Source organism: Enterovibrio calviensis DSM 14347 (genome assembly GCF_000621165.1).
Taxonomy (GTDB): Bacteria; Pseudomonadota; Gammaproteobacteria; order Enterobacterales; family Vibrionaceae; genus Enterovibrio; species Enterovibrio calviensis.
This window is the reverse complement of sequence record NZ_JHZA01000012.1, coordinates 83,641-106,506: the sequence shown is the minus strand read 5'-3', so window position 1 is coordinate 106,506 and position 22,866 is coordinate 83,641. Positions and strand designations below refer to the sequence as shown.

At 48.6% G+C, this 22,866-nt stretch carries 20 protein-coding genes; 15 read left to right on the top strand and 5 right to left on the bottom strand.

Annotated elements, in window-relative coordinates:
- Positions 1-223: 223 nt before the first annotated feature.
- Complete coding sequence (locus Q365_RS0112775; protein ID WP_028023705.1) at positions 224-1,783, top strand: AbgT family transporter; 1,560 nt, start codon at positions 224-226, stop codon at positions 1,781-1,783.
- A 408-nt stretch (positions 1,784-2,191) separates the two neighbouring features.
- A complete protein-coding gene (locus Q365_RS0112770; RefSeq protein ID WP_028023704.1) occupies positions 2,192-3,748 on the top strand; it encodes an AbgT family transporter in 1,557 nt (518 codons plus the stop codon).
- Positions 3,749-3,819: 71 nt separating this feature from the next.
- Here Q365_RS0112770 and fghA read toward each other — a convergent pair whose 3' ends face one another.
- Complete coding sequence (gene fghA, locus Q365_RS0112765) at positions 3,820-4,665, bottom strand: S-formylglutathione hydrolase (RefSeq protein ID WP_028023703.1); 846 nt, start codon at positions 4,663-4,665, stop codon at positions 3,820-3,822.
- Positions 4,666-4,722: 57 nt separating this feature from the next.
- Complete coding sequence (locus Q365_RS0112760) at positions 4,723-5,853, bottom strand: S-(hydroxymethyl)glutathione dehydrogenase/class III alcohol dehydrogenase (RefSeq protein WP_028023702.1); 1,131 nt, start codon at positions 5,851-5,853, stop codon at positions 4,723-4,725.
- A 169-nt stretch (positions 5,854-6,022) separates the two neighbouring features.
- On the opposite strand from Q365_RS0112760, the gene Q365_RS0112755 reads away from it, so the two are divergent.
- Both Q365_RS0112755 and tadA read left to right on the top strand, forming a co-directional pair.
- Complete coding sequence (locus Q365_RS0112755) at positions 6,023-6,955, top strand: LysR family transcriptional regulator (protein WP_028023701.1); 933 nt, start codon at positions 6,023-6,025, stop codon at positions 6,953-6,955.
- A 4-nt stretch (positions 6,956-6,959) separates the two neighbouring features.
- Entirely contained in the window at positions 6,960-7,499 is a 540-nt protein-coding gene (gene tadA / locus Q365_RS0112750) for a tRNA adenosine(34) deaminase TadA (RefSeq protein ID WP_028023700.1), read from the top strand.
- Here the strand turns inward: tadA and Q365_RS26985 are convergent.
- Both Q365_RS26985 and mltF read right to left on the bottom strand, forming a co-directional pair.
- Positions 7,496-7,657, bottom strand: coding sequence for a hypothetical protein (locus Q365_RS26985; RefSeq protein ID WP_169737851.1), 162 nt, complete (start codon positions 7,655-7,657; stop codon positions 7,496-7,498). The two genes, tadA and Q365_RS26985, sit on opposite strands and share 4 nt — an antisense overlap.
- A 182-nt stretch (positions 7,658-7,839) precedes the next feature.
- A complete protein-coding gene (mltF, locus tag Q365_RS0112740) occupies positions 7,840-9,378 on the bottom strand; it encodes a membrane-bound lytic murein transglycosylase MltF (protein WP_028023699.1) in 1,539 nt (512 codons plus the stop codon).
- A gap of 311 nt (positions 9,379-9,689) precedes the next feature.
- Here mltF and purL point away from each other — a divergent pair, with 311 nt between their 5' ends.
- From purL to glnB, 3 genes are all read left to right on the top strand, one after another.
- Positions 9,690-13,598 carry a phosphoribosylformylglycinamidine synthase gene (purL, locus tag Q365_RS0112735; protein ID WP_028023698.1) on the top strand — a complete coding sequence of 1,303 codons (3,909 nt, stop codon included), beginning with the start codon at positions 9,690-9,692 and terminating at the stop codon, positions 13,596-13,598.
- A gap of 172 nt (positions 13,599-13,770) precedes the next feature.
- On the top strand, positions 13,771-14,208 hold the full coding sequence (locus tag Q365_RS0112730; protein ID WP_028023697.1) for a GNAT family N-acetyltransferase: 438 nt from the start codon (positions 13,771-13,773) through the stop codon (positions 14,206-14,208).
- A 134-nt stretch (positions 14,209-14,342) separates the two neighbouring features.
- The gene (gene glnB / locus Q365_RS0112725; RefSeq protein WP_028023696.1) at positions 14,343-14,681 is read left to right on the top strand and encodes a nitrogen regulatory protein P-II; all 339 of its coding nucleotides are present in this window, start codon (positions 14,343-14,345) and stop codon (positions 14,679-14,681) included.
- An 87-nt stretch (positions 14,682-14,768) separates the two neighbouring features.
- Here glnB and Q365_RS0112720 read toward each other — a convergent pair whose 3' ends face one another.
- A complete protein-coding gene (locus tag Q365_RS0112720) occupies positions 14,769-15,374 on the bottom strand; it encodes a YitT family protein (protein ID WP_028023695.1) in 606 nt (201 codons plus the stop codon).
- Positions 15,375-15,859: 485 nt separating this feature from the next.
- On the opposite strand from Q365_RS0112720, the gene glyA reads away from it, so the two are divergent.
- The 8 genes from glyA to thiL all read left to right on the top strand — a co-directional run bounded on the left by glyA (position 15,860) and on the right by thiL (position 22,852).
- The gene (gene glyA / locus Q365_RS0112710; RefSeq protein ID WP_028023694.1) at positions 15,860-17,110 is read left to right on the top strand and encodes a serine hydroxymethyltransferase; all 1,251 of its coding nucleotides are present in this window, start codon (positions 15,860-15,862) and stop codon (positions 17,108-17,110) included.
- 141 nt (positions 17,111-17,251) lie between these two features.
- Complete coding sequence (gene nrdR / locus Q365_RS0112705) at positions 17,252-17,701, top strand: transcriptional regulator NrdR (protein WP_028023693.1); 450 nt, start codon at positions 17,252-17,254, stop codon at positions 17,699-17,701.
- An 8-nt stretch (positions 17,702-17,709) separates the two neighbouring features.
- Complete coding sequence (gene ribD / locus Q365_RS0112700; protein ID WP_028023692.1) at positions 17,710-18,822, top strand: bifunctional diaminohydroxyphosphoribosylaminopyrimidine deaminase/5-amino-6-(5-phosphoribosylamino)uracil reductase RibD; 1,113 nt, start codon at positions 17,710-17,712, stop codon at positions 18,820-18,822.
- Positions 18,823-18,830: 8 nt separating this feature from the next.
- Positions 18,831-19,493: a riboflavin synthase gene (locus Q365_RS0112695; RefSeq protein ID WP_028023691.1), complete on the top strand. Its 663-nt coding sequence runs from the start codon at positions 18,831-18,833 to the stop codon at positions 19,491-19,493.
- Positions 19,494-19,575: 82 nt separating this feature from the next.
- Positions 19,576-20,685 carry a bifunctional 3,4-dihydroxy-2-butanone-4-phosphate synthase/GTP cyclohydrolase II gene (ribBA, locus tag Q365_RS0112690; RefSeq protein WP_028023690.1) on the top strand — a complete coding sequence of 370 codons (1,110 nt, stop codon included), beginning with the start codon at positions 19,576-19,578 and terminating at the stop codon, positions 20,683-20,685.
- 189 nt (positions 20,686-20,874) lie between these two features.
- Positions 20,875-21,345 (top strand): 6,7-dimethyl-8-ribityllumazine synthase, encoded by a 471-nt coding sequence (gene ribH, locus Q365_RS0112685; protein ID WP_016959723.1) that lies wholly within the window; start codon positions 20,875-20,877, stop codon positions 21,343-21,345.
- A complete protein-coding gene (gene nusB, locus Q365_RS0112680) occupies positions 21,339-21,812 on the top strand; it encodes a transcription antitermination factor NusB (RefSeq protein WP_371732996.1) in 474 nt (157 codons plus the stop codon). The genes ribH and nusB overlap by 7 nt, the downstream gene beginning before the upstream one ends.
- Before the next feature lie 68 nt (positions 21,813-21,880).
- Positions 21,881-22,852: a thiamine-phosphate kinase gene (gene thiL, locus Q365_RS0112675; RefSeq protein ID WP_028023689.1), complete on the top strand. Its 972-nt coding sequence runs from the start codon at positions 21,881-21,883 to the stop codon at positions 22,850-22,852.
- The last annotated feature ends 14 nt before the right edge of the window (positions 22,853-22,866 follow it).

Here is a 22,866-nt window from a genome sequence, read left to right as displayed (position 1 = left end):
TTTGGAATTGTTGCGGCACGGGATTAACACTGTTTCCAATGTGTTTATTTGTTGTGTGCATATTGAATCAATATTCTTTTTTTGTGAGTTTAATTGATATTTGTGGCTACCAAATAAGAAATAAGTATGTATTTTATGCTGTTGAATAATTATGACGTCTTTCGGATCTAAGGATTCAGAAAAGGCGAAGCAAACACACACACAATTAACCATGGAGCTTTACATGAGTAACCATGCTATGGACAACATTCCAGACGCGCCAAAGAGCGCAATGGACAAGTTTCTCAACGGGATTGAGAAAGCAGGGAACAAAATCCCTGATCCAGCATTACTGTTCTTCTACGGATTGTTAATCGTATGGGGTCTGTCTGCCGTTCTTTCTCAGGTTGATTTTGGCCTGATACACCCAATCTCTGGCCAGGCCGTCGAAATTAACAACCTTCTAACGGGCACTGCATTGGCAAACTTCCTTGCCAATATGGTTACCACATTCACTAGCTTTGCCCCTATGGGTATCGTGCTTGTTGCGATGCTAGGTGTGGGCGTGGCAGACGCGTCAGGGTTTATCACCACTGGCCTGAAGAAAATGCTCAACGTAACGCCTAAGAAATTGCTGACGCCAGCACTTATCTTAGTGGCTATCGTGTCGCATACTGCAGCTGATGCAGGCTATGTTCTGGTTATTCCGTTGGGTGGTATTATCTTCCACGCTGCGGGTCGTCACCCATTGGTGGGTATTGCGGCAGCGTTTGCTGGCGTATCTGGCGGTTTCTCGGCTAACTTCGTGCCTGCGGGTATCGACCCATTGCTTGCTGGTTTCACACAGTCTGCAGCACAAGTGCTAGACAAAGACTATGTGGTTAACCCGCTAGCGAACATCTACTTCACCGGTTTGTCTTCGATTCTGATCGTGGCAATTGGTTGGTATGTGACTGAAAAAATCATTGAGCCACGCCTAAGTAAATTGCCTATCGACGAAGATGCAGAAAAAGCACCAGATCTTGGTAGTTTCTCTGCAATTGAGAGTAAGGCGTTTAACCGTGCAAGCCTTTCAATGCTTGCTGGTATCGCGTTGCTTATCTTTGCGTTGATTCCTGAAACGTCTGCTCTGCGTTCGCCTGAAGGTGAATTGACCGCGTTCTCTGCACCGTTGATGAAATCTATCGTGCCGCTGATCTTTATCCTGTTCGTGATTCCGGGCGTGGTATATGGTCGCGTTGCGGGAACCTTCAAGAAGCAGGGTGACATCATTGTGGCAATGAGCCAGACCATGTCTACCATGGGTAGCTACTTGGTCATGTCGTTCTTCTGTGCTCAGTTCCTTGCGGCATTTAGCCTATCAAACATCGGTACATTGCTGGCATTGGAAGGCGCTGAACTTCTTAAAGCCTTGAACATGCCAGGTCAGTTGACCATCGTGGGTATGATTTTGCTGACGGCGTGTGTGAACCTATTGATTGGTTCGGCTTCAGCGAAGTGGGCATTGATTGGTCCAATTCTTGTTCCTATGCTGATGGCGTTGGGTATTTCTCCTGAGCTGTCTCAAGCGGGCTATCGTGTTGGTGACTCTGTTTCTAACATCATTTCTCCGTTGATGGTGTTCTTCCCATTGGTTGTCGTTTACTGTCAGCGTTACGTGAAGACCACGGGTATTGGTACCTTGGCATCGATGATGATGCCTTACTCAATCGCTATGCTAGTGGGTTGGAGCTTATTCCTACTGGCTTACTGGGCACTGGGTATTCCACTAGGTATCCAAGCACCATACACTTACACGATGTAAGCACTATTCGTATGAACGCGTCTTTACGAGGCGCGCTTCATGGAATCGAAAGCCCCGCCATTGAGCGGGGCTTTTTTTTAATTCTTTTCCCCATCTCTACGCTTTATGCCAGTCAGAGTCTGTATTACCCACCTTGTGTGCTACATGTTTACAACAAATGCAAAACATAAACCTATACATTAATAATTTTGTGGTTTTTTGTATAAAAGATGTATGTTCTGCGTGGGTGTTAAATGATCACACGATAATCTGCAGCATTGGATTTGGGTGTTTTTTGATATCTACAAACATTCAATAATTGGCATTAAATGCTAATTAATGTCGCTGGTTGGAGTTTTACTCTAAAAGAGTCATCTGCTAAGTTCGAGGCGAAAATTAAGTATAAGCTCAGCGATAAGGTGGTACGACATGAGTCACGCTTCAAAAGCAGCACCGCAAGCTAACGGTGCAATTGCGTTTATTGAACGCATTGGTAAGAAAATCCCCGATCCCGTCATCATTTTTATGTTCCTTCTTGTGGCTGCATTGGCCATTACGGGTGTTATCGGTGGAATGGAATTTCAAACAACGGGAGCAGATGGTTCTCCGGTTGAGCACACAGTAAAAAGCATGCTGGCGGCCGAAAATGTACGCTGGATGTTTGATAACGCGATATTAGAAAACTGGCTTTCATTCGGCCATGGCGTACTAGGCGTCATTCTGGTGGTGATGCTGGGTGTCGGAATTGCCGAGAACTCAGGCCTATTGAGCGCGCTGATCAAACGTATTGGCTTGAAGTTGAATGAAAAATGGCTGCCAATGCTGCTAGTTTTCCTCGGTATTATGAGTTCTATCGCGACCGATGCAGGCTATCTGGTACTGATCCCATTGGCAGGTATGCTTTACGCCGGCGTAGGGAAAAACCCACTAATTGGTATGGCAGCCGCGTTTGCCGGTGTTTCTGCTGGCTTTAGTGCGAACTTGATCCCTGCAACGCCAGTCGATGTCATCATTGGTTTGAATGCGCGTGTTTTCGCAGAGTCTCAAAACGTCCCGTTTGAAACGGCTGCAGGTGAAGCACTAAACCCTGCCACCATGCACTATTTCTTCATCTTCGCATCTACCTTCATGCTGGCTTTTCTTGGTGCATGGGTAACAAAACGCTTTGTCGCACCTCGCCTTGAAAAAATGGACTATGTGCTGCCTGACGACCTCGATCAGAGTGACTTTAGCGTGAGTGAAGTTGAGCAAAAAGGTCTGCGCATGGCAGGTCTTGGTCTGCTTGCATCATTGGCGGCAATTGTTGCGTTGGCAATGGGTCCTTTGGCACCTTACACCAACGAAGCTGGACGTACCGTTACGCCTTACATGAACAACGTGATCTTGTTGATTGCGATGGTCTTTGCGGTAACGGGTGTTTGCTTTGGTTACAGCACGGGTAAATTCAAATCGTTGCAAGACGTGGTTAACGCCATGGTTAAGCAGATGAATACCTTCGGTTATGTGTTAGTGCTGACGTTCTTCAGTCACAACTTCTTGGCCGTATTAAGCTACTCAGGTCTAGGCGTTTACATCACCTATCTTGGTGCTACGGGTTTGATGTCTATGGGGCTAGAGCAATTCCCAGTTCTGTTGATCATTGGCTTTATCATCACCACTGCACTGATTAACTTGTTCGTGGGAGGATTGACGTCGAAATGGATGCTATTGGGACCTATCTTCATTCCTATGTTGTACCAGGTTAACCCAAACATGACGCCTGACTTGGTGTCAGCGGCATACCGCGTGGCTGACTCGTCCACCAACATTATTACGCCGATGATGACCTATGCGGGCGTGATTTTGGCCTTCATGCGTAAATACAAGCCAGAGCTAACATTTGGTGATGTGATTGCGATGATGGTGCCATACTCGGCAGCTTTCTTGACGGTATGGAGCGCCATGTTGATTATGTTTTTCACCTTCAACATCCCATTGGGTTTCTAAGAATTCCCGTCAAAAACTAAAAAAACCGGCTTTAGCCGGTTTTTTGTTTTCTGGTCGAAAAGTTTAAAGATTTAATCTTTAAGATGCTGAGCATGAAAGCGAAGATGGTCGTCAATGAAGCTAGCGATGAAGTAATAGCTATGGTCGTAGCCCTCTTGCATACGCAGTTCGATGGGGTAACCCGCTTTTTCTGCAGCCAGCACAAGATTTTCAGGCTTGAGCTGATCGTGTAAAAACTGATCACCATCCCCTTGGTCAATCAGCATGGGCAAGTGCGTTTCGGCATTTTTGATCAAAGCACATGCGTCGTATTCCAGCCATGTAGACGTATCCTCTCCCAAGTAATTAGAGAAGGCTTTCTGTCCCCAAGGCACAACTGACGGGTTGACGATCGGGCTAAATGCCGAGACCGAACGGTAAGCATCGCTGTTTTTCAGCGCAATAGTCAGAGCGCCATGCCCACCCATGCTGTGACCCGAAATTGCCTTCACATCACTGACAGGGAAGTGACCTTCAATGACCGCTGGCAACTCTTTGACGACATAGTCGTACATATAGTAGTAACGGTTCCAAGGCGCTTCGGTGGCATTCAGATAAAAGCCAGCGCCGACGCCGAAATCGTAGGCACCATCAGGATCATCGGGGATGTTGTCACCGCGAGGGCTAGTATCTGGCGCAACAATGGCAATTCCAAGCTCTGCCGCGAGTTGCAGAGCTCCCGCTTTTTGCATGAAGTTTTCGTCGGTACAGGTTAAGCCTGATAACCAATATAGGACGGGAACTTTGTTTGATTCCGAAGCCTGTGGCGGCAGATAGATAGCGAAACGCATGTTGCAATGCAATGTTCTTGAGGTATGGGTGTACTGCTTGTGCCACCCGCCGAAACTGCGGTTGCTACTGGTATTTTCAAGACTCATGATCGGCTCCATTCAAACCGCGCTTTGCGTGAGTGGCAAAGCGCGGTGTTCGCTGAATTACTTGTCGAAGTGAATGACAGAACGAATGCTCTTACCTTCGTGCATTAGGTCAAACGCTTCGTTAACGCCGTCCAAGCCCATGGTATGTGTAATGAAGTCATCAAGCTTGAACTCACCAGCAAGGTAGCGCTCAACAATTTCAGGTAGCTCTGAGCGGCCTTTAACGCCACCGAATGCAGAACCACGCCATACGCGACCAGTAACTAACTGGAATGGACGGGTAGAGATTTCTTGGCCAGCACCAGCAACACCAATGATCACGGATTCGCCCCAGCCTTTGTGGCAGCACTCAAGCGCTGAACGCATCACGTTAACGTTACCGATGCACTCGAATGAGAAGTCGACGCCGCCGTCAGTCATTTCTACGATCACATCTTGGATAGGCTTGTCGAACTTGCTTGGGTTGATGCAATCGGTCGCGCCCAGTTTGGTGGCGAGTTCAAATTTGCTTTCGTTAAGATCGATACCAATGATACGGCTCGCACCTGCCATGGCCGCGCCAATGATTGCGGACAAACCAATACCACCAAGACCGAAGACAGCAACGGTGTCGCCTTTCTGCACTTTCGCGGTGTTCATTACAGCGCCCATGCCCGTTGTCACGCCACAACCTAACAAGCAGACTTCTTCCAGTGGGGCGTCTTTGTTAACTTTCGCGAGTGAAATTTCTGGCAAGACGGTGTACTCAGAAAACGTCGAACAACCCATGTAGTGGTAAATCGGTTGGCCATCTTTGTAGAAGCGAGTGGTGCCGTCAGGCATTAAACCTTTACCTTGGGTTTCACGAATCTTTTGACAAAGGTTGGTTTTACCTGACAGACAGAACTTACATTCGCCACATTCTGGTGTGTACAGTGGAATAACGTGATCGCCGACTTGTACGCTGGTGACGCCTTCGCCGATTTGTTCAACGATACCGCCACCTTCGTGGCCAAGAATGGCGGGGAAAATGCCTTCTGGATCGTCACCTGACAGAGTAAATGCATCAGTGTGACAGACGCCTGTCGCAACAATACGCACTAATACTTCGCCCGCTTTAGGCAGCATGACATCCACTTCTTCAATGCTAAGTGGTTTGCCCGCTTCCCAAGCAATTGCTGCGCGCGATTTAATAAACTGTTCCGCCATGACCTTTTCCTCTGTACATATGGTTAGTCCTACTGACTAACACTAGATGATTTTTGATACGAGTATGTGTCCAATTCTGTGACAACCCGATTTTCATGACCTAGTCTAATTGTTTCTCATAGGTTGATAATCCATAATATTAGCAATTAACTTTTACTGGTGTGTAACAATGGCGGATTGGCAGGGCGTTTCTGAATTTGTGGCTGTGGTGGAAACAGCAAGCTTCACCAAGGCAGCTAAGCGACTTGGTATATCAACGGCACATGTCAGCCGACAGGTTGCGATGCTGGAAGATCGTCTCAACACCCGCTTGTTCTTTCGAACCACTCGCCGTGTATCAACCACCGAAGAAGGGGATGTTTATTACCAACACTGTCGCATGCTGGCTGATGCGCTGAAAGAAGCGGAAAGTGCCGTTACACAGCTTCAAAAAACGCCCAATGGACATATCAAACTGACAGCACCCGTGACGTATGGCGAGAAAGTGGTGATGCCATTGATTCTCGATTTTATGGCGTTGCACCCAGAGATCCAAGTCGATGTTGATTTGACCAATACGCCACTGGATCTTATTGATTCAGGGTGTGATTTCGCATTGCGATTAGGCCGACTGACCGACTCTTCGATGGTGTGCAAGCGACTGGCGACACGTAAGTTGATTGTCTGTGGTGCCCCTCAGTATTTGTCTAAGTTTGGTACGCCCCATACATTGTCAGAACTTCCCCAGTTTAATTGTTTACGCGGGCAGCATGATTACTGGCGCTTTCGCGAGAGCGGAAAAGATCGCACGGTGCGCGTGAAAGGCAACTTGCGCTGTAACAGCGGGGTCGGGCTGGTTGATGCGGCCTCGCGTGGATTGGGCTTAGTGCAACTGCCTGATTACTATCTCCATGAAGCGCTAGATTCGGGAGAATTGGTGCGTGTACTAACAGCTTACCAAGAGTTGGAAGAGGGGATATGGGCGTTGTTTCCGCATCGCCGATTGCAACCTATGCGAGTGAAAATGCTGGTGGATTATTTGGCGGATGGATTGTCAAATGGGGCGGCGTCAACGCCAGCACAGAGTGATATACTGCACACTGCAACATCTTCAGGCAGATAACACAGTGATTCAAGACGAACTCGATAAGCAATTTATGCAGCATGCGATGGTATTAGCCGGTCGCGCTGAAGCAAATGGTGAAGTACCAGTGGGAGCCGTTGTGGTTCTCAATGGTGAAGTGATTGGCGAAGGTTGGAACCGTCTTATCGGTCAACATGATGCCACGGCACACGCAGAGATGATGGCTTTGCGTCAGGCTGGTCTGGTGTTGCAAAACTATCGATTACTAGATGCGGTTTTGTATGTCACGCTAGAGCCTTGCCCGATGTGCGCGAGTGCGATGGTACATAGCCGTATTGGTAAAGTGATTTATGGCGCGCCGGATTATAAGACGGGTGCGGCGGGTAGTGTGATGAACCTGTTGAGTTATGAGGGAGTGAACCATCACGTTGCGTATCAAGGTGGGGTGATGGAAGAGGAGTGTCGAGCGCAACTTCAGGCTTTCTTTCGTCGACGTCGAGCCGAGAAAAAAGCGGAACGTGATGCGCGTAAAGTGTCACAGCTTGACGACTCGGACACGTCAGAGCCCAAGGCGAAAAATTAAAAACTCTCGTCCATCATCGCGAACTCGCGAATCGCAAAAGTACGTTGACGCCAAAGTACCTTTTTGAGGTTAACGTTGCGCATGCGCTTGCGGCGGTTTGATGCAGAGCTTGAATTACGTGCAAAGTTAGACTGCGTTTTACGTTTACTAGCAAACATACATTCAGTTCCTTTTTAAGAAAAACGCAGCCATTGCTGCGTTTTTTGTGTCTGACACTAATGTTATAACCCGCCATTGTGAACACTCTATGACAGATTCTCTGTCGACGTTGTATCAAGGTTTATACTGAATAACCCGTTGCCAATGGCTTGCTCTATAGTCAGGCGAATTGAATGCAATATTAAGATTTAGCCGTTGATGCTTCATCAGCGGATACAGATTCGTCAGTTTGGTTTTCTGTGTCCTCAGCATCTGATTGACCTTCGCTTTCCTCGTCAACCATTTCAACATTAATGGTTTGCAGCCCTTCGAGATCATCGGCTTGCTCAGCGGCAATGGCTTGGGCTTGATCTTGCTCGTAGCCTACGATGCTTTGATAGTAGCGGCGGATGTTTTCTACATAGCTCAACGCTTCATAGCCTCGTGCATATCCATAGCGCGTTTGAGTATGGTATTGGCGCTTGGCAAGCAGCGGTAAGCGCTGTTTAACATCGGCCCAAGAATCAGGATTTCCGCCTTGTGATTTGGTTAAACGACGTGCGTCCATCATGTGACCAAACCCGATGTTGTATGACGCTAGCGCATACCAAATCTTTTCATTTTCATTCACACTGTCTGGCACACGAAGCAGCATTTTGTGCAGGTATTCAGCGCCACCGCGAATGCTCTGCTCAGGATCAAGACGATTTTTAACGCCGACTGACTTTGCTGTGGGCAGAGTTAACATCATCATGCCGCGAACACCTGTTGGCGAAACCGCTTTCGGGTTCCAATGCGATTCTTGGTAAGAGAGCGCAGCTAACAAGCGCCAATCAAACTGATCGGCATACTTCTTAAATAGGGGTTCCCACTGTGGCAACTTGCTGTCGATTGCGCGTAAAAATGCGCGGGTATCGACGTAATCAAAGCTGTCGACATGGCCAAAATATTTTTCTTCTAACGCTGCCAATTCACCGCTTTGCGTTTTCTTGCCAAAAAACTCAATCATCAGTGCGTAAACGCTGTCATCTTGTGATTTCTTCATAAACCACGCGACAGGTTCGTCTTCGGTAAGCTCTAAGGCCACCGTGATTTCTGGGTGAATACGCTGGATTAATGCAATATCCACAGAGTCTGCAATTGTGAAATCAAGCTGGCCATCTGCCACTTGTTTTAGCAGTTCATCGTCGTCGGTGTCTTTCTCACTTTCCCAAATCATGTCTGGGTATTCACGTTGAATAGATTGAAGTGTGAGGGAGTGGCTGGAATCTTCCACGACGGCAACGCGAGCGCCATCTTTATTTAGCTCAGACAAATTTCGTGGACGCCAATGGCCCTTTTTGTATACCAACTGTTGGCTGACATAGTAATAGGAAGGACCGGGACGAAAGCGGTCTAGGCGCGATTTGGTAATGGTAAGGCCTGCTGCAATGACATCGACATCACCGCGTTCTAAAGCAGGAAATAAACCCGACAGTGTGTAGGCAGGCTGCATTTCGAGTTTTACACCAAGGCTTTGTGCAAACTGAGAGGACAACTCAAAATCTAGACCTGTCGGCCCATCGGGACCGATATAGTAAGAAAGCTGGTTGTTCAGAGTGCCGACTCGCAATACGCCGCGATCACGAATTTTCTCTAGTTCCGTTCTGTCGTCGTATGTCCATTCGCAACCGGACAGAAAGAGCACGAGCAGAGTGCCAACAAGGAGTTGATAGAATCGTTTTATAGCGTTTGCGTTCAAAAAGTTATGCTCATTCTTAGTTGATTACCGACTGTTATATCAAAGGTGGCACCCGGCATAAAGTTCAGCTGGATGGGTCACCTTGATTTCGATGCGCAATAGTGACAGACATCGGCGGTGAAAAAAAGTTACGCAAACGGTTGCGTCAGGTGTTACGTCGCTCACCTTTTTACCCTATAATACCGCCTCGAAGACCTTGTTAGAGGCTCAAAAGTGGTATCGACGTAGCTTTTCCATGAATGTTAGCAAGATGAATCATGGGGTTAGGTCAATGTCACTTTAATCCACCGCTAACCGAGAGACGTACGCACATGGAAATTTTGCGTGGTTCCCCCGCTCTGTCCGATTTTCGAGTCAATAAACTTTTAGAAAGCTGTCAGGCGAATGATTTGCCTGTTACTGGCCTCTATGCAGAGTATACCCATTTCGCTGATATCAGCGCGCCATTGAGTGAAGATGAACAACAAAAGTTGGCTCGCCTTCTAACTTATGGACCAACAATCGCTGAACATGCACCAACAGGAACCCTGATTCTTGTTACGCCACGTCCCGGCACCATTTCTCCTTGGTCCTCTAAAGCGACCGATATTGCGCACAATTGCGGATTAAACCAAATCAAGCGTCTTGAGCGCGGCACGGCGTACTACGTTGAGCTGTCTGCAGCACTGACCGAAGCACAAACAAGCACACTTGTTGGGCTACTTCACGACCGCATGATGGAAGTGGTGTTTGCAGATATGGCAGATGCATCTGCGCTGTTCATTGAAGCAACGCCTGCACCCGTGAAAGCCGTTGATGTGCTGGGTGGTGGTCGCGACGCATTGGTTACTGCCAATGTGGAACTGGGCCTTGCGCTTGCAGACGATGAAATTGATTACTTGGTGGAAAGCTTCATCAAACTGGGTCGCAACCCGAACGACATCGAATTGATGATGTTTGCTCAGGCGAACTCAGAGCACTGCCGTCACAAGATCTTCAACGCGGATTGGACGATCGATGGTGTTGATCAGGACAAGAGCCTGTTCAAAATGATCAAAAACACTTTCGAGCACAACAGCGAAAACGTGTTGTCAGCGTACAAAGACAACGCCGCTGTGATGAAGGGTTCTGAGGTGGGGCGCTTCTTTCCTAACCCTGAGTCTCGCCAATATAACTACCATCAGGAAGCGGCACACATCCTGATGAAAGTCGAAACACACAACCACCCAACGGCGATTTCTCCGTGGCCGGGTGCATCTACAGGTTCTGGCGGTGAAATCCGCGATGAAGGCGCAACCGGTATTGGTGGTAAGCCAAAAGCAGGTTTGGTTGGTTTTACAGTATCTAACCTTCGTATCCCAGGCTTTGAACAGCCTTGGGAAACCGATTTCGGCAAACCTGACCGTATCGTGAATGCGCTGGACATCATGCTAGAAGGCCCTCTGGGCGGCGCGGCATTTAACAACGAATTTGGTCGCCCTAACCTGTTAGGTTACTTCCGTACCTACGAAGAAAAAGTCACTTCACACAACGGTGAAGAAGTTCGTGGTTACCACAAACCAATCATGATTGCTGGCGGCATGGGTAACATTCGCGAGCAACATGTACAGAAGAAAGAAATTCCGGTTGGCGCGAAGCTTATAGTGCTTGGCGGCCCTGCAATGAACATCGGCCTTGGTGGCGGCGCAGCCTCGTCAATGGCATCTGGTCAGTCAGCAGAAGATCTTGATTTCGCATCAGTACAGCGTGAAAACCCAGAAATGGAGCGTCGCTGTCAGGAAGTGATCGACCGTTGTTGGCAGTTGGGTGAAAGTAACCCTATCGCCTTTATCCACGATGTGGGCGCGGGCGGTATTTCTAACGCATTGCCAGAATTGGTTGATGATGGTGAGCGTGGCGGTAAATTCCAGCTACGCGATGTACCGAACGACGAGCCGGGCATGAGCCCGCTAGAAATTTGGTGTAACGAATCTCAAGAACGTTATGTGATGGCCGTTGCGCCAGAAAACATGGCCGTGTTTGATGCGATCTGTAAACGCGAACGCGCACCCTACGCTGTGGTGGGTGAAGCGACGGAAGAGCGTCATTTAACTCTAGAAGATGAGCACTTTGACAATACGCCAATCGACATGCCGCTAGACGTGTTGCTTGGCAAGCCACCAAAAATGCACCGCGACGTGCAAACACAGAAAGTGGAAGGCAAGGCGATCGATCGCAGCGCCATTTCTGTGGAAGATGCATCACTTCGCGTGTTGCGTCTGCCTTCTGTGGCTGAGAAAACTTTCCTTATCACCATCGGTGACCGCACGGTAACGGGCCTAGTTGCACGCGACCAAATGGTTGGCCCATGGCAGGTACCTGTGGCGAACTGTGCGGTAACGGCTGCGAGCTATGACACCTACCACGGCGAAGCCATGTCGATGGGTGAGCGTACGCCAGTTGCTTTGCTTGATTTCGCTGCGTCTGCCCGTTTGGCTGTGGCTGAGTCACTGACGAACATCGCATGTTCTGACATTGGCGACCTGAAACGCATCAACCTTTCAGCAAACTGGATGGCTGCAGCGGGTCACCCGGGCGAAGATGCGGGTCTTTACGAAGCCGTGAAAGCGATCGGTGAAGAGTTGTGTCCAGCGCTTGATTTGACGATTCCCGTGGGCAAAGACTCCATGTCGATGAAAACCCGTTGGGAGCAAGACGGCGAGCAGAAAGAAAATACCTCACCACTTTCTTTGGTGATCACGGCATTTGGCCGTGTTGAAGACGTACGTAAAACCGTCACGCCACAGCTTCGCACTGATAAAGGCGAGAGCGCGTTGTTATTGGTCGACCTAGGTCAAGGCCAAAACCGTCTAGGTGCAACCGCACTGGCACAGGTTTACAAGCAATTGGGTGACAAGCCTGCGGATGTTGATAGCCCTGAGTTGCTGAAAGGCTTCTTCAATGCCATGCAAACCTTGGTACGTGACGAGAAGCTGCTGGCTTACCACGACCGTGGTGACGGTGGCCTTTATGTCACCTTGGCAGAAATGGCGTTTGCCGGTCACGTTGGCCTTGAAGTGGACATCAATACTTTGTCTGCAACAGGTGAGTGTGATGACGAGATTGCAGCTCTATTCAACGAAGAGTTAGGTGCGGTTGTTCAAGTTCGTACCGAAGATTTGGATGCGGTTCAATCGACCTTGGCAGCGCATGGCTTAGAAGCGTGCACCCATGTGATTGGTACGCTGAGCGACGAAGATACAGTTCGCATTTGGAATGGTGATGATTTGGTGCTGGAACAAAACCGCACTGAACTTCGCACCATCTGGGCGGAAACGACCCATAAAATGCAAGCAATGCGTGACAACCCAAGCTGTGCAGACCAAGAGTTTGCGGCGAAGAAAGATGTCACTGACCCAGGCTTGAGCGCAGCATTGTCGTTCGACGTTCAAGAAGATGTGGCTGCACCGTTCATCGCAACGGGTGCGCGTCCTCAAATGGCGATTTTGCGCGAGCAAGGCGTTAACTCACATGTTGAAATGGCAGCGGCATTTGACCGCGCTGGCTTTGACGCGAAAGACGTTCACATGAGTGACGTTCTGAGCGGCAACGTGACGTTGGAAGGTTTCAATGGTCTTGTGGCGTGTGGCGGCTTCTCTTACGGTGACGTATTGGGCGCTGGCGAAGGTTGGGCGAAATCCATCTTGTTTAACAACATGGCACGTGATCAGTTCGAACGTTTCTTCCACCGTGGCGATTCATTTGCGCTAGGTGTGTGTAACGGTTGTCAGATGCTGTCAAACCTTCATGACCTGATCCCAGGCGCTGATTTGTGGCCACGTTTCGTGCGCAACGAATCTGAGCGTTTTGAAGCGCGTTTCAGCTTGGTAGAAGTCCAAGAAAACCCATCCCTGTTCCTTGGTGGCATGGCGGGTTCTCGTATGCCTATCGCGGTTTCTCACGGTGAAGGCCGTATGGAAGTACGCAATGCTGAGCATCTTGCTGCGATTGAGCAATCAGGCACAGTCGCACTGCGTTACTTGGATAACTTCGGCAAGGTGACGGAAGCCTACCCATCTAACCCGAATGGCTCTCCAAATGGCATCACAGGCCTTACGACCACAGACGGTCGCGTGACCATCATGATGCCTCACCCTGAGCGAGTGTTCCGCACTGTTGCTAACTCATGGCACCCAGACAGCTGGGGTGAAGATAGCCCATGGATGCGCATGTTCCGCAATGCGCGTGTAACGCTAGGTTAATGGTCGCCATATCGCGAGGATTGCCAAACTTGTGACACAAGCCGCTACCTTCGGGTAGCGGCTTTTTTATCTCATTGCATGCGGTAATGACGAGAGGGTAAAGTAACGCGGTTGTATTCGAGCGACCGAATGAAGCGGTTTGTTTGGGTATAGAATGTATGGAGAGATGCAAATGGACAGTGCAATTAGCTTAACGCTTATCCCAACAGGGCAGATTCCAGAAACCCTTCAAGCCCGTTTTCCTTCTTTATCTGTGTTGACAGATGCGTCAAGTGATCATGAATTGCCCGTGCTGGTGGCCGAGAAAGACGGTGAGCCCGTTGCGGTGGCCGTGTTGAAGCATGAAAAGCGCCATAACGGCATTATGGTCAATGATGCGACCATTACATTGCTTGAAGTGGACCAAGATTCTCGTCTTCAGGGGATAGGTAAAACACTGCTTAATGCATTGGAAGCCTATGCCGCAACAGTGACTCATGAACTGAAAGTGGATTGTGGAGCCGTGATCGGACGTAAACCGATGCAAGCCCTATTGGCACATTCCGGTTACGAATCCCCGTTTGCTTGCGACGATGCAAAAACCACGCAATGGAAAAAATCACTGATTTAACCTGCTCATTTTTCGTAAAAACCTCGCGGAAACTTCACGGAAACTAAGCGAAGCAGGCAGGGTCGAGTTACAATGAAAACATTGACGCTAACGCTTTGATAAAACTTAAAGCGGGAATTTAAAGGGAATGCTAAATGAAAAAAATTGAAGCGATTATTAAGCCGTTCAAACTTGATGATGTGCGTGAAGCGCTAGCGGAAGTTGGCATCACAGGTATGACGGTTTCAGAAGTAAAAGGTTTTGGTCGTCAGAAAGGCCACACTGAACTGTATCGTGGTGCTGAGTACATGGTCGACTTCTTGCCGAAAGTGAAGTTGGAAATCGTTGTTTCCGACGATGCGGCTGACCGCTGTGTAGAAACCATTGTTGAAACGGCGCAAACCGGCAAAATCGGCGACGGCAAAATCTTCGTAACGGAAATTGAGCGCGTTGTACGCATCCGTACCGGTGAAGAAGACGAAGAAGCGATTTAATCGACCTGATTTGAATACAAAAGCCTCCCATCGGGAGGCTTTGTTGTTTTACCAATTTGATTATTTATTAATTTTGCTAACAAATCTTTAGTAACACACCACATAACGATCTGGTCTGTGATTCATCGTGAGCACCAAATTCAACACAAATGCACCCAGCACCGAACACGCCAATAGCCACGGTGACACAAAAAAGAATGATGCGAGCAAGATGGAGATATCAATTGCCATTTGGACATTGCCCGCCCTCACGCCGAACTTGTCCTGACAGATCAGCGCCAGCACATTGAAGCCACCTAAGCTGGCGTTGTGACGGAAGATCATCAGCATACCCACGCCCATCAATAATCCGCCAATCAGACCGCAGTAAATCGGCGACAGCCATTCAATGGTAAAGACATGCGCAATATGGTCGACGATGAGCGAGACCATGCCACCTGCAAACACACTGCGTAGCGCGAATTCTTTTCCGAAACGTTTCCAACCCATCAGGTAAAAAGGGATATTGAACAAAAAGTAGAGCGTACCGAATGAGAGGTCGACAAACTGCGTGACGAGCAAAGCGAGGCCTGTTGTACCGCCCGTGAGCAATCCCGCTTGTTGAAGAAAGTACACCCCCTGAGCAACGAGAAATGTGCCAGACAGAATGGCGATCAAATCTTCAGTGGTGTTGTGTTTTGGCGCATGGATCAAGGTGTTTACTCCCTAGGAAACGGCGAAGAGCATGTCGTGAATCAAGGAGAAAATGGCGCAGCGACATGCCAGTGAAATCAAAATTCAGGGCATCTTAATGATTATGCAAAAAGTAGAAAAGAGTGAGAGGAAACTTAGTGTTACGTGGGTGTCAGCGCTCGGTTACGCAGTGTAAACATCAAGGGTTTACACTCACTCGTTTTGGTCAAAATGAATTCAATTCATGGCAAGAATGAAAAATGACCATGTTTACTGGGATAAAAAAAATGTGATTGCTACTACCTGTTGCGCAACAAATTTTGTAGAATCGCAGCGGTAGGATAGTCATGACGAAAACGTTTGCGTCTGCATGGATACTGGCGTGATCGAATTGACAACATTTAACCCATTCTGAGGTTACAACCAGGTTGTCCTGATGGTTTGATTTTAACGAGTCATTTGGTCAACTTGGTTACATTGGGAATTGTCTGAGTCAGGAGATACAGATGCTAAAGCGTGACATGAATATTGCTGATTACGATCCGGAACTATTTACCGCGATCCAAGAAGAAACAGCACGTCAGGAAGAGCACATTGAGCTCATCGCGTCAGAAAACTACACCAGTCCTCGTGTTATGGAAGCGCAGGGTTCCCAGCTAACCAACAAATACGCTGAAGGTTACCCGGGCAAGCGTTATTACGGCGGTTGTGAGTATGTAGACAAAGCCGAAGCACTGGCGATTGACCGTGCTTGTGAGTTGTTTGGCGCAGAATACGCTAACGTGCAACCACACTCTGGTTCTCAAGCGAACAGCGCGGTTTACATGGCGTTGTTAAACCCAGGCGATACCGTTTTGGGCATGAGCTTGGCGCACGGTGGTCACTTGACTCACGGTTCACCAGTTAACTTCTCTGGTAAGCACTACAACGTGATTCCTTACGGTATCGACGAAGCTGGCCAAATCAATTACGACGAAATGGAAGCGCTAGCGCTTGAGCACAAACCAAAGATGATTATCGGTGGTTTTTCTGCTTACTCGCAAATCGTTGATTGGGCTCGTATGCGCGAAATCGCTGACAAAGCGGGCGCTTACCTGTTTGTTGATATGGCACACGTAGCGGGTTTGATTGCAGCTGACGTTTACCCAACGCCAATCCCACATGCGCACGTAGTCACGACAACGACGCACAAAACATTGGCAGGTCCACGCGGTGGTTTGATTCTTTCAAACGCTGGCGAAGACATGTACAAGAAGCTGAACTCAGCGGTATTCCCTGGTGGTCAAGGTGGTCCTTTGATGCATGTTATCGCAGCAAAAGCGGTCGCATTCAAAGAAGCGATGGAGCCTGAGTTCAAAGCATATCAGCAGCGCGTAGTTGATAACGCAAAAGCTATGGTTGCTCAGTTCCAAGAGCGCGGTTACAAAATCGTCTCTAACAGCACTGAAAACCACCTGTTCTTGGTTGATCTGATCGACAAAGACATCACGGGTAAAGAAGCAGACGCAGCATTGGGTGCAGCAAACATCACTGTGAACAAAAACAGTGTGCCAAATGACCCACGTAGCCCGTTTGTGACGTCTGGTATTCGTGTTGGTTCTCCTGCAATTACTCGTCGTGGTTTTACCCAAGATGACGCGAAAGAGCTAGCGAACTGGATGTGTGATGTACTTGATAGCATCAATGATGAGCAAGTAATCGCAGCAACCAAAGCGAAAGTGCTAGAAATCTGTAAGCGCCTTCCTGTTTACGCGTAACGCGCTATTTATCCATTTCGTGATGGATTAATAGAGAAAAAGCACCTTCGGGTGCTTTTTTTGTAATCGAAATACTCTCAACACCGCTTACCCTTGCGCTTAAATCGGTTACACTGTCTTCCAATTGTTTAAGGAGGCGACATGCACTGTCCATTTTGTGGTGCGAATGACACCAAAGTCATTGATTCACGTTTGGTTGCAGACGGTCATCAAGTGCGTCGTCGTCGCCAGTGTTTGGCGTGTAGCGAACGATATACCACGTTTGAAACTGCAGAGTTGGTGATGCCGCGGATCATCAAAACAAACGGTAATAGAGAACCGTTTGATGAAGACAAATTGCGCGGTGGTATTCAGCGAGCTTTGGAGAAGCGTCCAGTTAGCACTGACGATATCGAAAAATCCATCAATACCATCAAATCCACCATACGAGCCACTGGTGAGCGAGAAGTCTCGTCTACCATGGTGGGTAACTTGGTCATGGATGCGCTGAAAGAACTCGATAAAGTGGCGTACATTCGCTTTGCATCTGTTTATCACAGCTTTGAAGACATCAGAGACTTTGGCGAAGAAATTGCGCGTTTAGAAAAGTAAGCGGTGACATGTTTTCTCAATTTGATACAGACATGATGTCGCGTGCCATTGATTTGGCAATACGCGGCATCTATACCACAGCACCTAACCCCAATGTCGGCTGTGTTATCACTCAAGGTGATGACATTGTCGGTGACGGCTTTCATTTTCGCGCGGGTGAACCTCACGCCGAAGTCTTTGCATTGCGCGCGGCTGGTGAAAAATCCAATGGCGCGACAGCTTATGTCACACTTGAACCTTGCTCCCATTTTGGCCGAACGCCGCCCTGTGCTGATGCCTTGATTGCTGCAGGTGTTGGCCGCGTAGTATGTGCCATGGTCGACCCTAACCCTAACGTGGCAGGTCGCGGCATACAACGTTTACGTGATGCGGGTATTCAGGTGGATGTTGGACTGCTACAACCGCAAGCAGAAGCGCTGAATCCGGGGTTCATTAAGATGATGAAAACTGGTATGCCTTATGTGCAGCTTAAGCTCGCTGCAAGCCTTGATGGGCGCACTGCGTTAGCAAATGGTCAAAGCCAATGGATCACCGGACCCGAAGCACGCGCTGATGTTCAAGCTTTCCGTGCTATGTCTGGAGCCGTACTCTCGACCAGTCAGACAGTGTTAGATGATAACCCGTCGCTCAACGTACGCTGGGAACAACTCCCTCGAGATGCTCAAGCTGACTACGACATCAAAACGCTTCGCCAACCTATACGCGTGATCTTAGATACTGATGCCAAAGTCAAAGCAGACGCGCAGCTGTTTTCGCTCGATGGCGAAGTGATGTTAGTCACAGCCAATGCCCAAACCGTGTTTTTGAGTGATGACGTTGAAGTGATTCAGGTGAATCGTCAGGACAATGGGCTAGATTTGTCCGAGACGATGCGAGCGCTGGCATCCAAAGGCGTTAACCATATTTGGGTTGAAGCGGGTGCGACACTTGCAGGCAGTTTATTGAATGCGGATCTGGTTGATGAGCTTATTGTGTATCAAGCCCCTAAACTGATGGGACAAGATGCTCGTGCACTCGCGAATCTGGGCGGTTTCACTGCCATGGAGCAAGTGCCATCTTTTGAATTAACGGACGTTCGCCAAATTGGTAACGACGTGCGCCTTCGTATGAAAAAGCAGTAAAGAATTATATGTTTACAGGAATTATTGAAGCAGTCGGTCGCATTGGGAAAATCACGCCAAAAGGCAAAGACATTTCCCTAACCATTGAAAGCGGTGACCTTGACTTATCCGATGTGAAATTGGGTGACAGTATCGCGACTAACGGAGTGTGTCTTACCGTGGTGTCGTTGACGGGTAATGGTTATGTGGCTGATTTATCCGTGGAAACGCTTCAGCGCACTGCATTTGCAACCTATCAATCTGGGCAAGCAGTGAATCTCGAAAAAGCCATGCTACCGACCACGCGATTCGGTGGACACATGGTCTCAGGCCATGTCGACGGTTTAGCGACCGTTGTGTCACGTCATGAATCAGGGCGTGCGATTGAGTTTTGGCTGGAAGCGCCAGCAAGTCTGGCAAAGTACCTGGCTGAAAAAGGCTCAGTGACCATCGATGGTATCAGCCTGACCATTAATGACATTGATGGTAATCGCTTCAAATTGACCATCGTTCCTCACACCGCACTTGAAACCACCATTGAAACCTTAAATGTCGGTCAGCAAGTAAATCTTGAAGTGGATGTGATTGCTCGTTATTTAGAGCGTTTAATGATGGGCGACCGCGCCGCACAGCAATCTGGTGCGGGTGGATTAACCATGGCGAAATTAGCAGAATCAGGTTTTCTTAGATAGCCATCACGACGATAGCTCGTGACGCTATCAGCAAATAACATATACCGTGCCGATGAGCACTGACAGTGACAGGGATAGAACAATGCCGATCAGTAGCGCTGCAGAAATCATTGACGATATTCGTCAGGGAAAAATGGTCATCTTGATGGATGATGAGGATCGAGAGAATGAAGGTGATCTTATTATCGCCGCTGAAAAAGTCTCTCCCGAAGCCATCAATTTCATGGCGATGTATGGCCGCGGTTTGATTTGTTTAACCATGACCAAAGACCATTGCCAGCGCCTTGGGTTACCCTTAATGGTGAGCGACAACAATGCACAATTCTCTACTGCATTTACAGTGTCGATTGAAGCGGCGACAGGCGTAACAACCGGTATTTCAGCAGCAGATCGTGCTCGTACGGTCGAAGCAGCGGTTGCGCCAAACGCGGTAGCGGCAGACTTGGTGCAGCCTGGGCACATCTTCCCGCTAATGGCGCAAGATGGTGGCGTGTTAACACGAGCTGGGCACACGGAAGCAGGATGTGATTTGGCGCGTTTGGGCGGTTGCTCTCCGTCCGCGGTTATCGTCGAAATTCTTAACGAAGACGGCACTATGGCACGTCGCCCTGATCTCGAAGTGTTTGGTGAGAAGCATGGTATCAAATTAGGTACGATTGCCGATCTTATCGAGTACCGAAACAACCATGAAACCACCATCGAGCGTGTGGCGAAATGTAAATTGCCGACTGAGCACGGTGAATTTGACCTGATCACCTACCGAGATACCATTGATAACCAAGTTCACTACGCGTTGCAAAAAGGCGAAGTGTCTAATCAGCCAACGCTAGTGCGTGTGCATCTTCAAGATACCTTTACGGATCTTCTGCATTCGGATCGCTCTGCAGAGCGCAGTTGGTCTCTGACAGGTGCGATGAAACGCATCAATGCAGATGGTGGCGTATTGGTGATTTTGGGTAAAGAAGAATCGTCAGACACCATTATTCATCGTGTTAAAACGTTTGAAGCGCAAGACAATGGTGACCAGCCCGCATCAGCCAAATGGCAAGGCACCAGTCGACGTGTCGGTGTTGGTTCGCAGATCTTGGCAGATTTAGGCGTGACGGAAATGCGCTTGTTATCCTCGCCGAATAAGCGTTATCACGCGTTGTCAGGCTTCGGCTTGAAGGTTGTGGAATACGTTTGCGACTAAGATGAAAGGCCATTCGCCAAAAGTCTTGTTGAAAAAGCACAGCAATTGCTGTGCTTTTTCGTTAAATCGAAAAGATTTCTTCCCTATGCAGGGCAAGAGTCATGAGGGATAAGCGCTGGATGCTTTACAGAAAAGTGTGATAGAATCCCGCGGTTTCTAAATCCGGATAAAACAGTCACAGGAAGGCCCATGAAGGTAATCGAAGGTGCATTCGCAGCACCAAATGCTCAAGTTGCTATCGTTATATCTCGTTTCAACAGCTTCATTAACGAAAGTCTGCTGGACGGTGCTATTGATGCGCTGAAGCGTCAGGGCCAAGTTAGCGAAGAAAATATCACTGTAGTACGTTGCCCTGGTGCTTACGAGCTTCCATTGGTTGCACAACGTGTTGCAAAAAGCGGTCGTTATGACGCAATCATCGCTCTTGGATCAGTGATCCGCGGCGGTACGCCACACTTTGACTATGTGGCCGGAGAATGCAACAAAGGTTTGGCACAAGTAGCACTAGAGTTTGATACTCCAGTGGCTTTCGGCGTGCTGACCGTAGATACCATCGAACAAGCCATCGAACGCGCGGGTACCAAGGCTGGTAATAAAGGGGCAGAGGCTGCACTAAGCGCGCTTGAAATGGTAAATGTCCTGTCCCAAATCGAATCCTAACGGGGGTTATCGTGAAACCAGCCGCACGACGCAATGCGCGTCATTTTGCACTACAAGCCATCTATTCTTGGCAATTGACCAAAGGCAACGTTGCTGATATTGAAGCACAGTTTCTAGCGGCAGATAACTACGAAGAAGAAGAACACCAGGCTGATGAGCCGCGTCTTCGTCAACCAGATACGGACGTTGAATACTTCCGTGATCTGTTTTCAGGCGTGGTGTTGAACTACCAAGAAATGGACAGCAAAATGCGTCCATACTTGTCTCGTCCAATCCAAGATTTGGATGAGATGGAGCATGCTTTGCTACGTCTTGCTATGTATGAACTGTGCAAGCGTCAAGATGTTCCTTATAAAGTGGTTATCAACGAAGCTATTGAGTTGGCGAAGCGTTTTGGCGCTGAAGACAGCCACAAATTCGTGAACGGGGTGCTGGATAAAGCAGTACCAACCCTGCGAAAGAAATAATCATTAAGTAATTCCAAAGGCCAGCCTCGCTGGCCTTTTTCTTATCCTCGCTTGCATGGAATGAAAAGATGGCTGGTAACGAATTCGATTTAATTAACCGTTACTTTAAGGCGCAACCCGTCGGAAGAAAGGATGTGGTGCTCGGCATTGGTGATGATGCTGCAGTGATCACTATACCGGACAATAGCCAACTGGTCGTGACGACAGACACCTTGGTGGCGGGTAATCATTTTCTCCCTGATGCCGACCCCGTAAAAGTGGCCCATAAAGCGTTGGCTTCTAATCTTAGTGATCTCGCCGCGATGGGAGCCATACCTGCATGGTGCTCTTTGGCGCTGACACTGCCTTCGGTCGATGAAACGTGGTTGAAAGGGTTCTGTGACGGCTTCTATAAGCTGTCTGAGTACTATCATGTTCAGTTGATTGGTGGCGACACAACCAAAGGCCCTCTTAGCATTACGATCACGCTTCAAGGCTTTATTCCTGCAGGCAAAGCGATTTGTCGTCATGGCGCTATGGCAGGAGATTGGCTGTATGTTACGGGAAACCTCGGTGACAGTGCGGCGGGTCTGGATGTGATTCTTCGTGGAGATACCCCCTCGAATGACATCGAAAATACGCTGCTAAATCGTCACTACTATTCGACACCTCGCGTATTAGCGGGGCAAGCACTGCGCGGCCTAGCGTCCTCTGCGTTAGATATTTCTGATGGTTTGATTGCCGACCTCAAGCACATACTCAAGGCAAGCAATGTCTCTGCGGTGGTGAATGCAAATGAATTACCGTTATCTGATGAGCTGTTACAGTATGCGGGAAGTCGAGAAGCGGCAGCAAAACTGGCATTATGCAGTGGTGAAGAATACGAGCTTTGCTTCACTGTGCCAGAAAGTCACCGTGGCGCGTTAGATGCGGCTTTAGCGCATACAAACACACCAGTTACATGCATTGGACAAATTCGACATGGTGAAGGGCTCAGTGTGCGGTGGGAAGATAAAGAAGTCGATTGGTCACTCTCAGGCTGGGACCATTTTTCGTCGTAAGGTAGTTGAAGTAA

Coding starts and splice junctions, on each gene's coding strand:
- Q365_RS0112695 (WP_028023691.1), top strand. CDS start 18,831: ATGTTTACAGGAATTATTGAAGCAGTCGGTCGCATTGGGAAAATCACG.
- fghA (WP_028023703.1), bottom strand. CDS start 4,665: ATGAGTCTTGAAAATACCAGTAGCAACCGCAGTTTCGGCGGGTGGCAC.
- ribD (WP_028023692.1), top strand. CDS start 17,710: ATGTTTTCTCAATTTGATACAGACATGATGTCGCGTGCCATTGATTTG.
- nrdR (WP_028023693.1), top strand. CDS start 17,252: ATGCACTGTCCATTTTGTGGTGCGAATGACACCAAAGTCATTGATTCA.
- ribBA (WP_028023690.1), top strand. CDS start 19,576: ATGCCGATCAGTAGCGCTGCAGAAATCATTGACGATATTCGTCAGGGA.
- ribH (WP_016959723.1), top strand. CDS start 20,875: ATGAAGGTAATCGAAGGTGCATTCGCAGCACCAAATGCTCAAGTTGCT.
- glnB (WP_028023696.1), top strand. CDS start 14,343: ATGAAAAAAATTGAAGCGATTATTAAGCCGTTCAAACTTGATGATGTG.
- Q365_RS0112775 (WP_028023705.1), top strand. CDS start 224: ATGAGTAACCATGCTATGGACAACATTCCAGACGCGCCAAAGAGCGCA.
- thiL (WP_028023689.1), top strand. CDS start 21,881: ATGGCTGGTAACGAATTCGATTTAATTAACCGTTACTTTAAGGCGCAA.
- glyA (WP_028023694.1), top strand. CDS start 15,860: ATGCTAAAGCGTGACATGAATATTGCTGATTACGATCCGGAACTATTT.
- purL (WP_028023698.1), top strand. CDS start 9,690: ATGGAAATTTTGCGTGGTTCCCCCGCTCTGTCCGATTTTCGAGTCAAT.
- Q365_RS0112730 (WP_028023697.1), top strand. CDS start 13,771: ATGGACAGTGCAATTAGCTTAACGCTTATCCCAACAGGGCAGATTCCA.
- Q365_RS0112760 (WP_028023702.1), bottom strand. CDS start 5,853: ATGGCGGAACAGTTTATTAAATCGCGCGCAGCAATTGCTTGGGAAGCG.
- Q365_RS0112755 (WP_028023701.1), top strand. CDS start 6,023: ATGGCGGATTGGCAGGGCGTTTCTGAATTTGTGGCTGTGGTGGAAACA.
- Q365_RS26985 (WP_169737851.1), bottom strand. CDS start 7,657: ATGTTTGCTAGTAAACGTAAAACGCAGTCTAACTTTGCACGTAATTCA.
- Q365_RS0112770 (WP_028023704.1), top strand. CDS start 2,192: ATGAGTCACGCTTCAAAAGCAGCACCGCAAGCTAACGGTGCAATTGCG.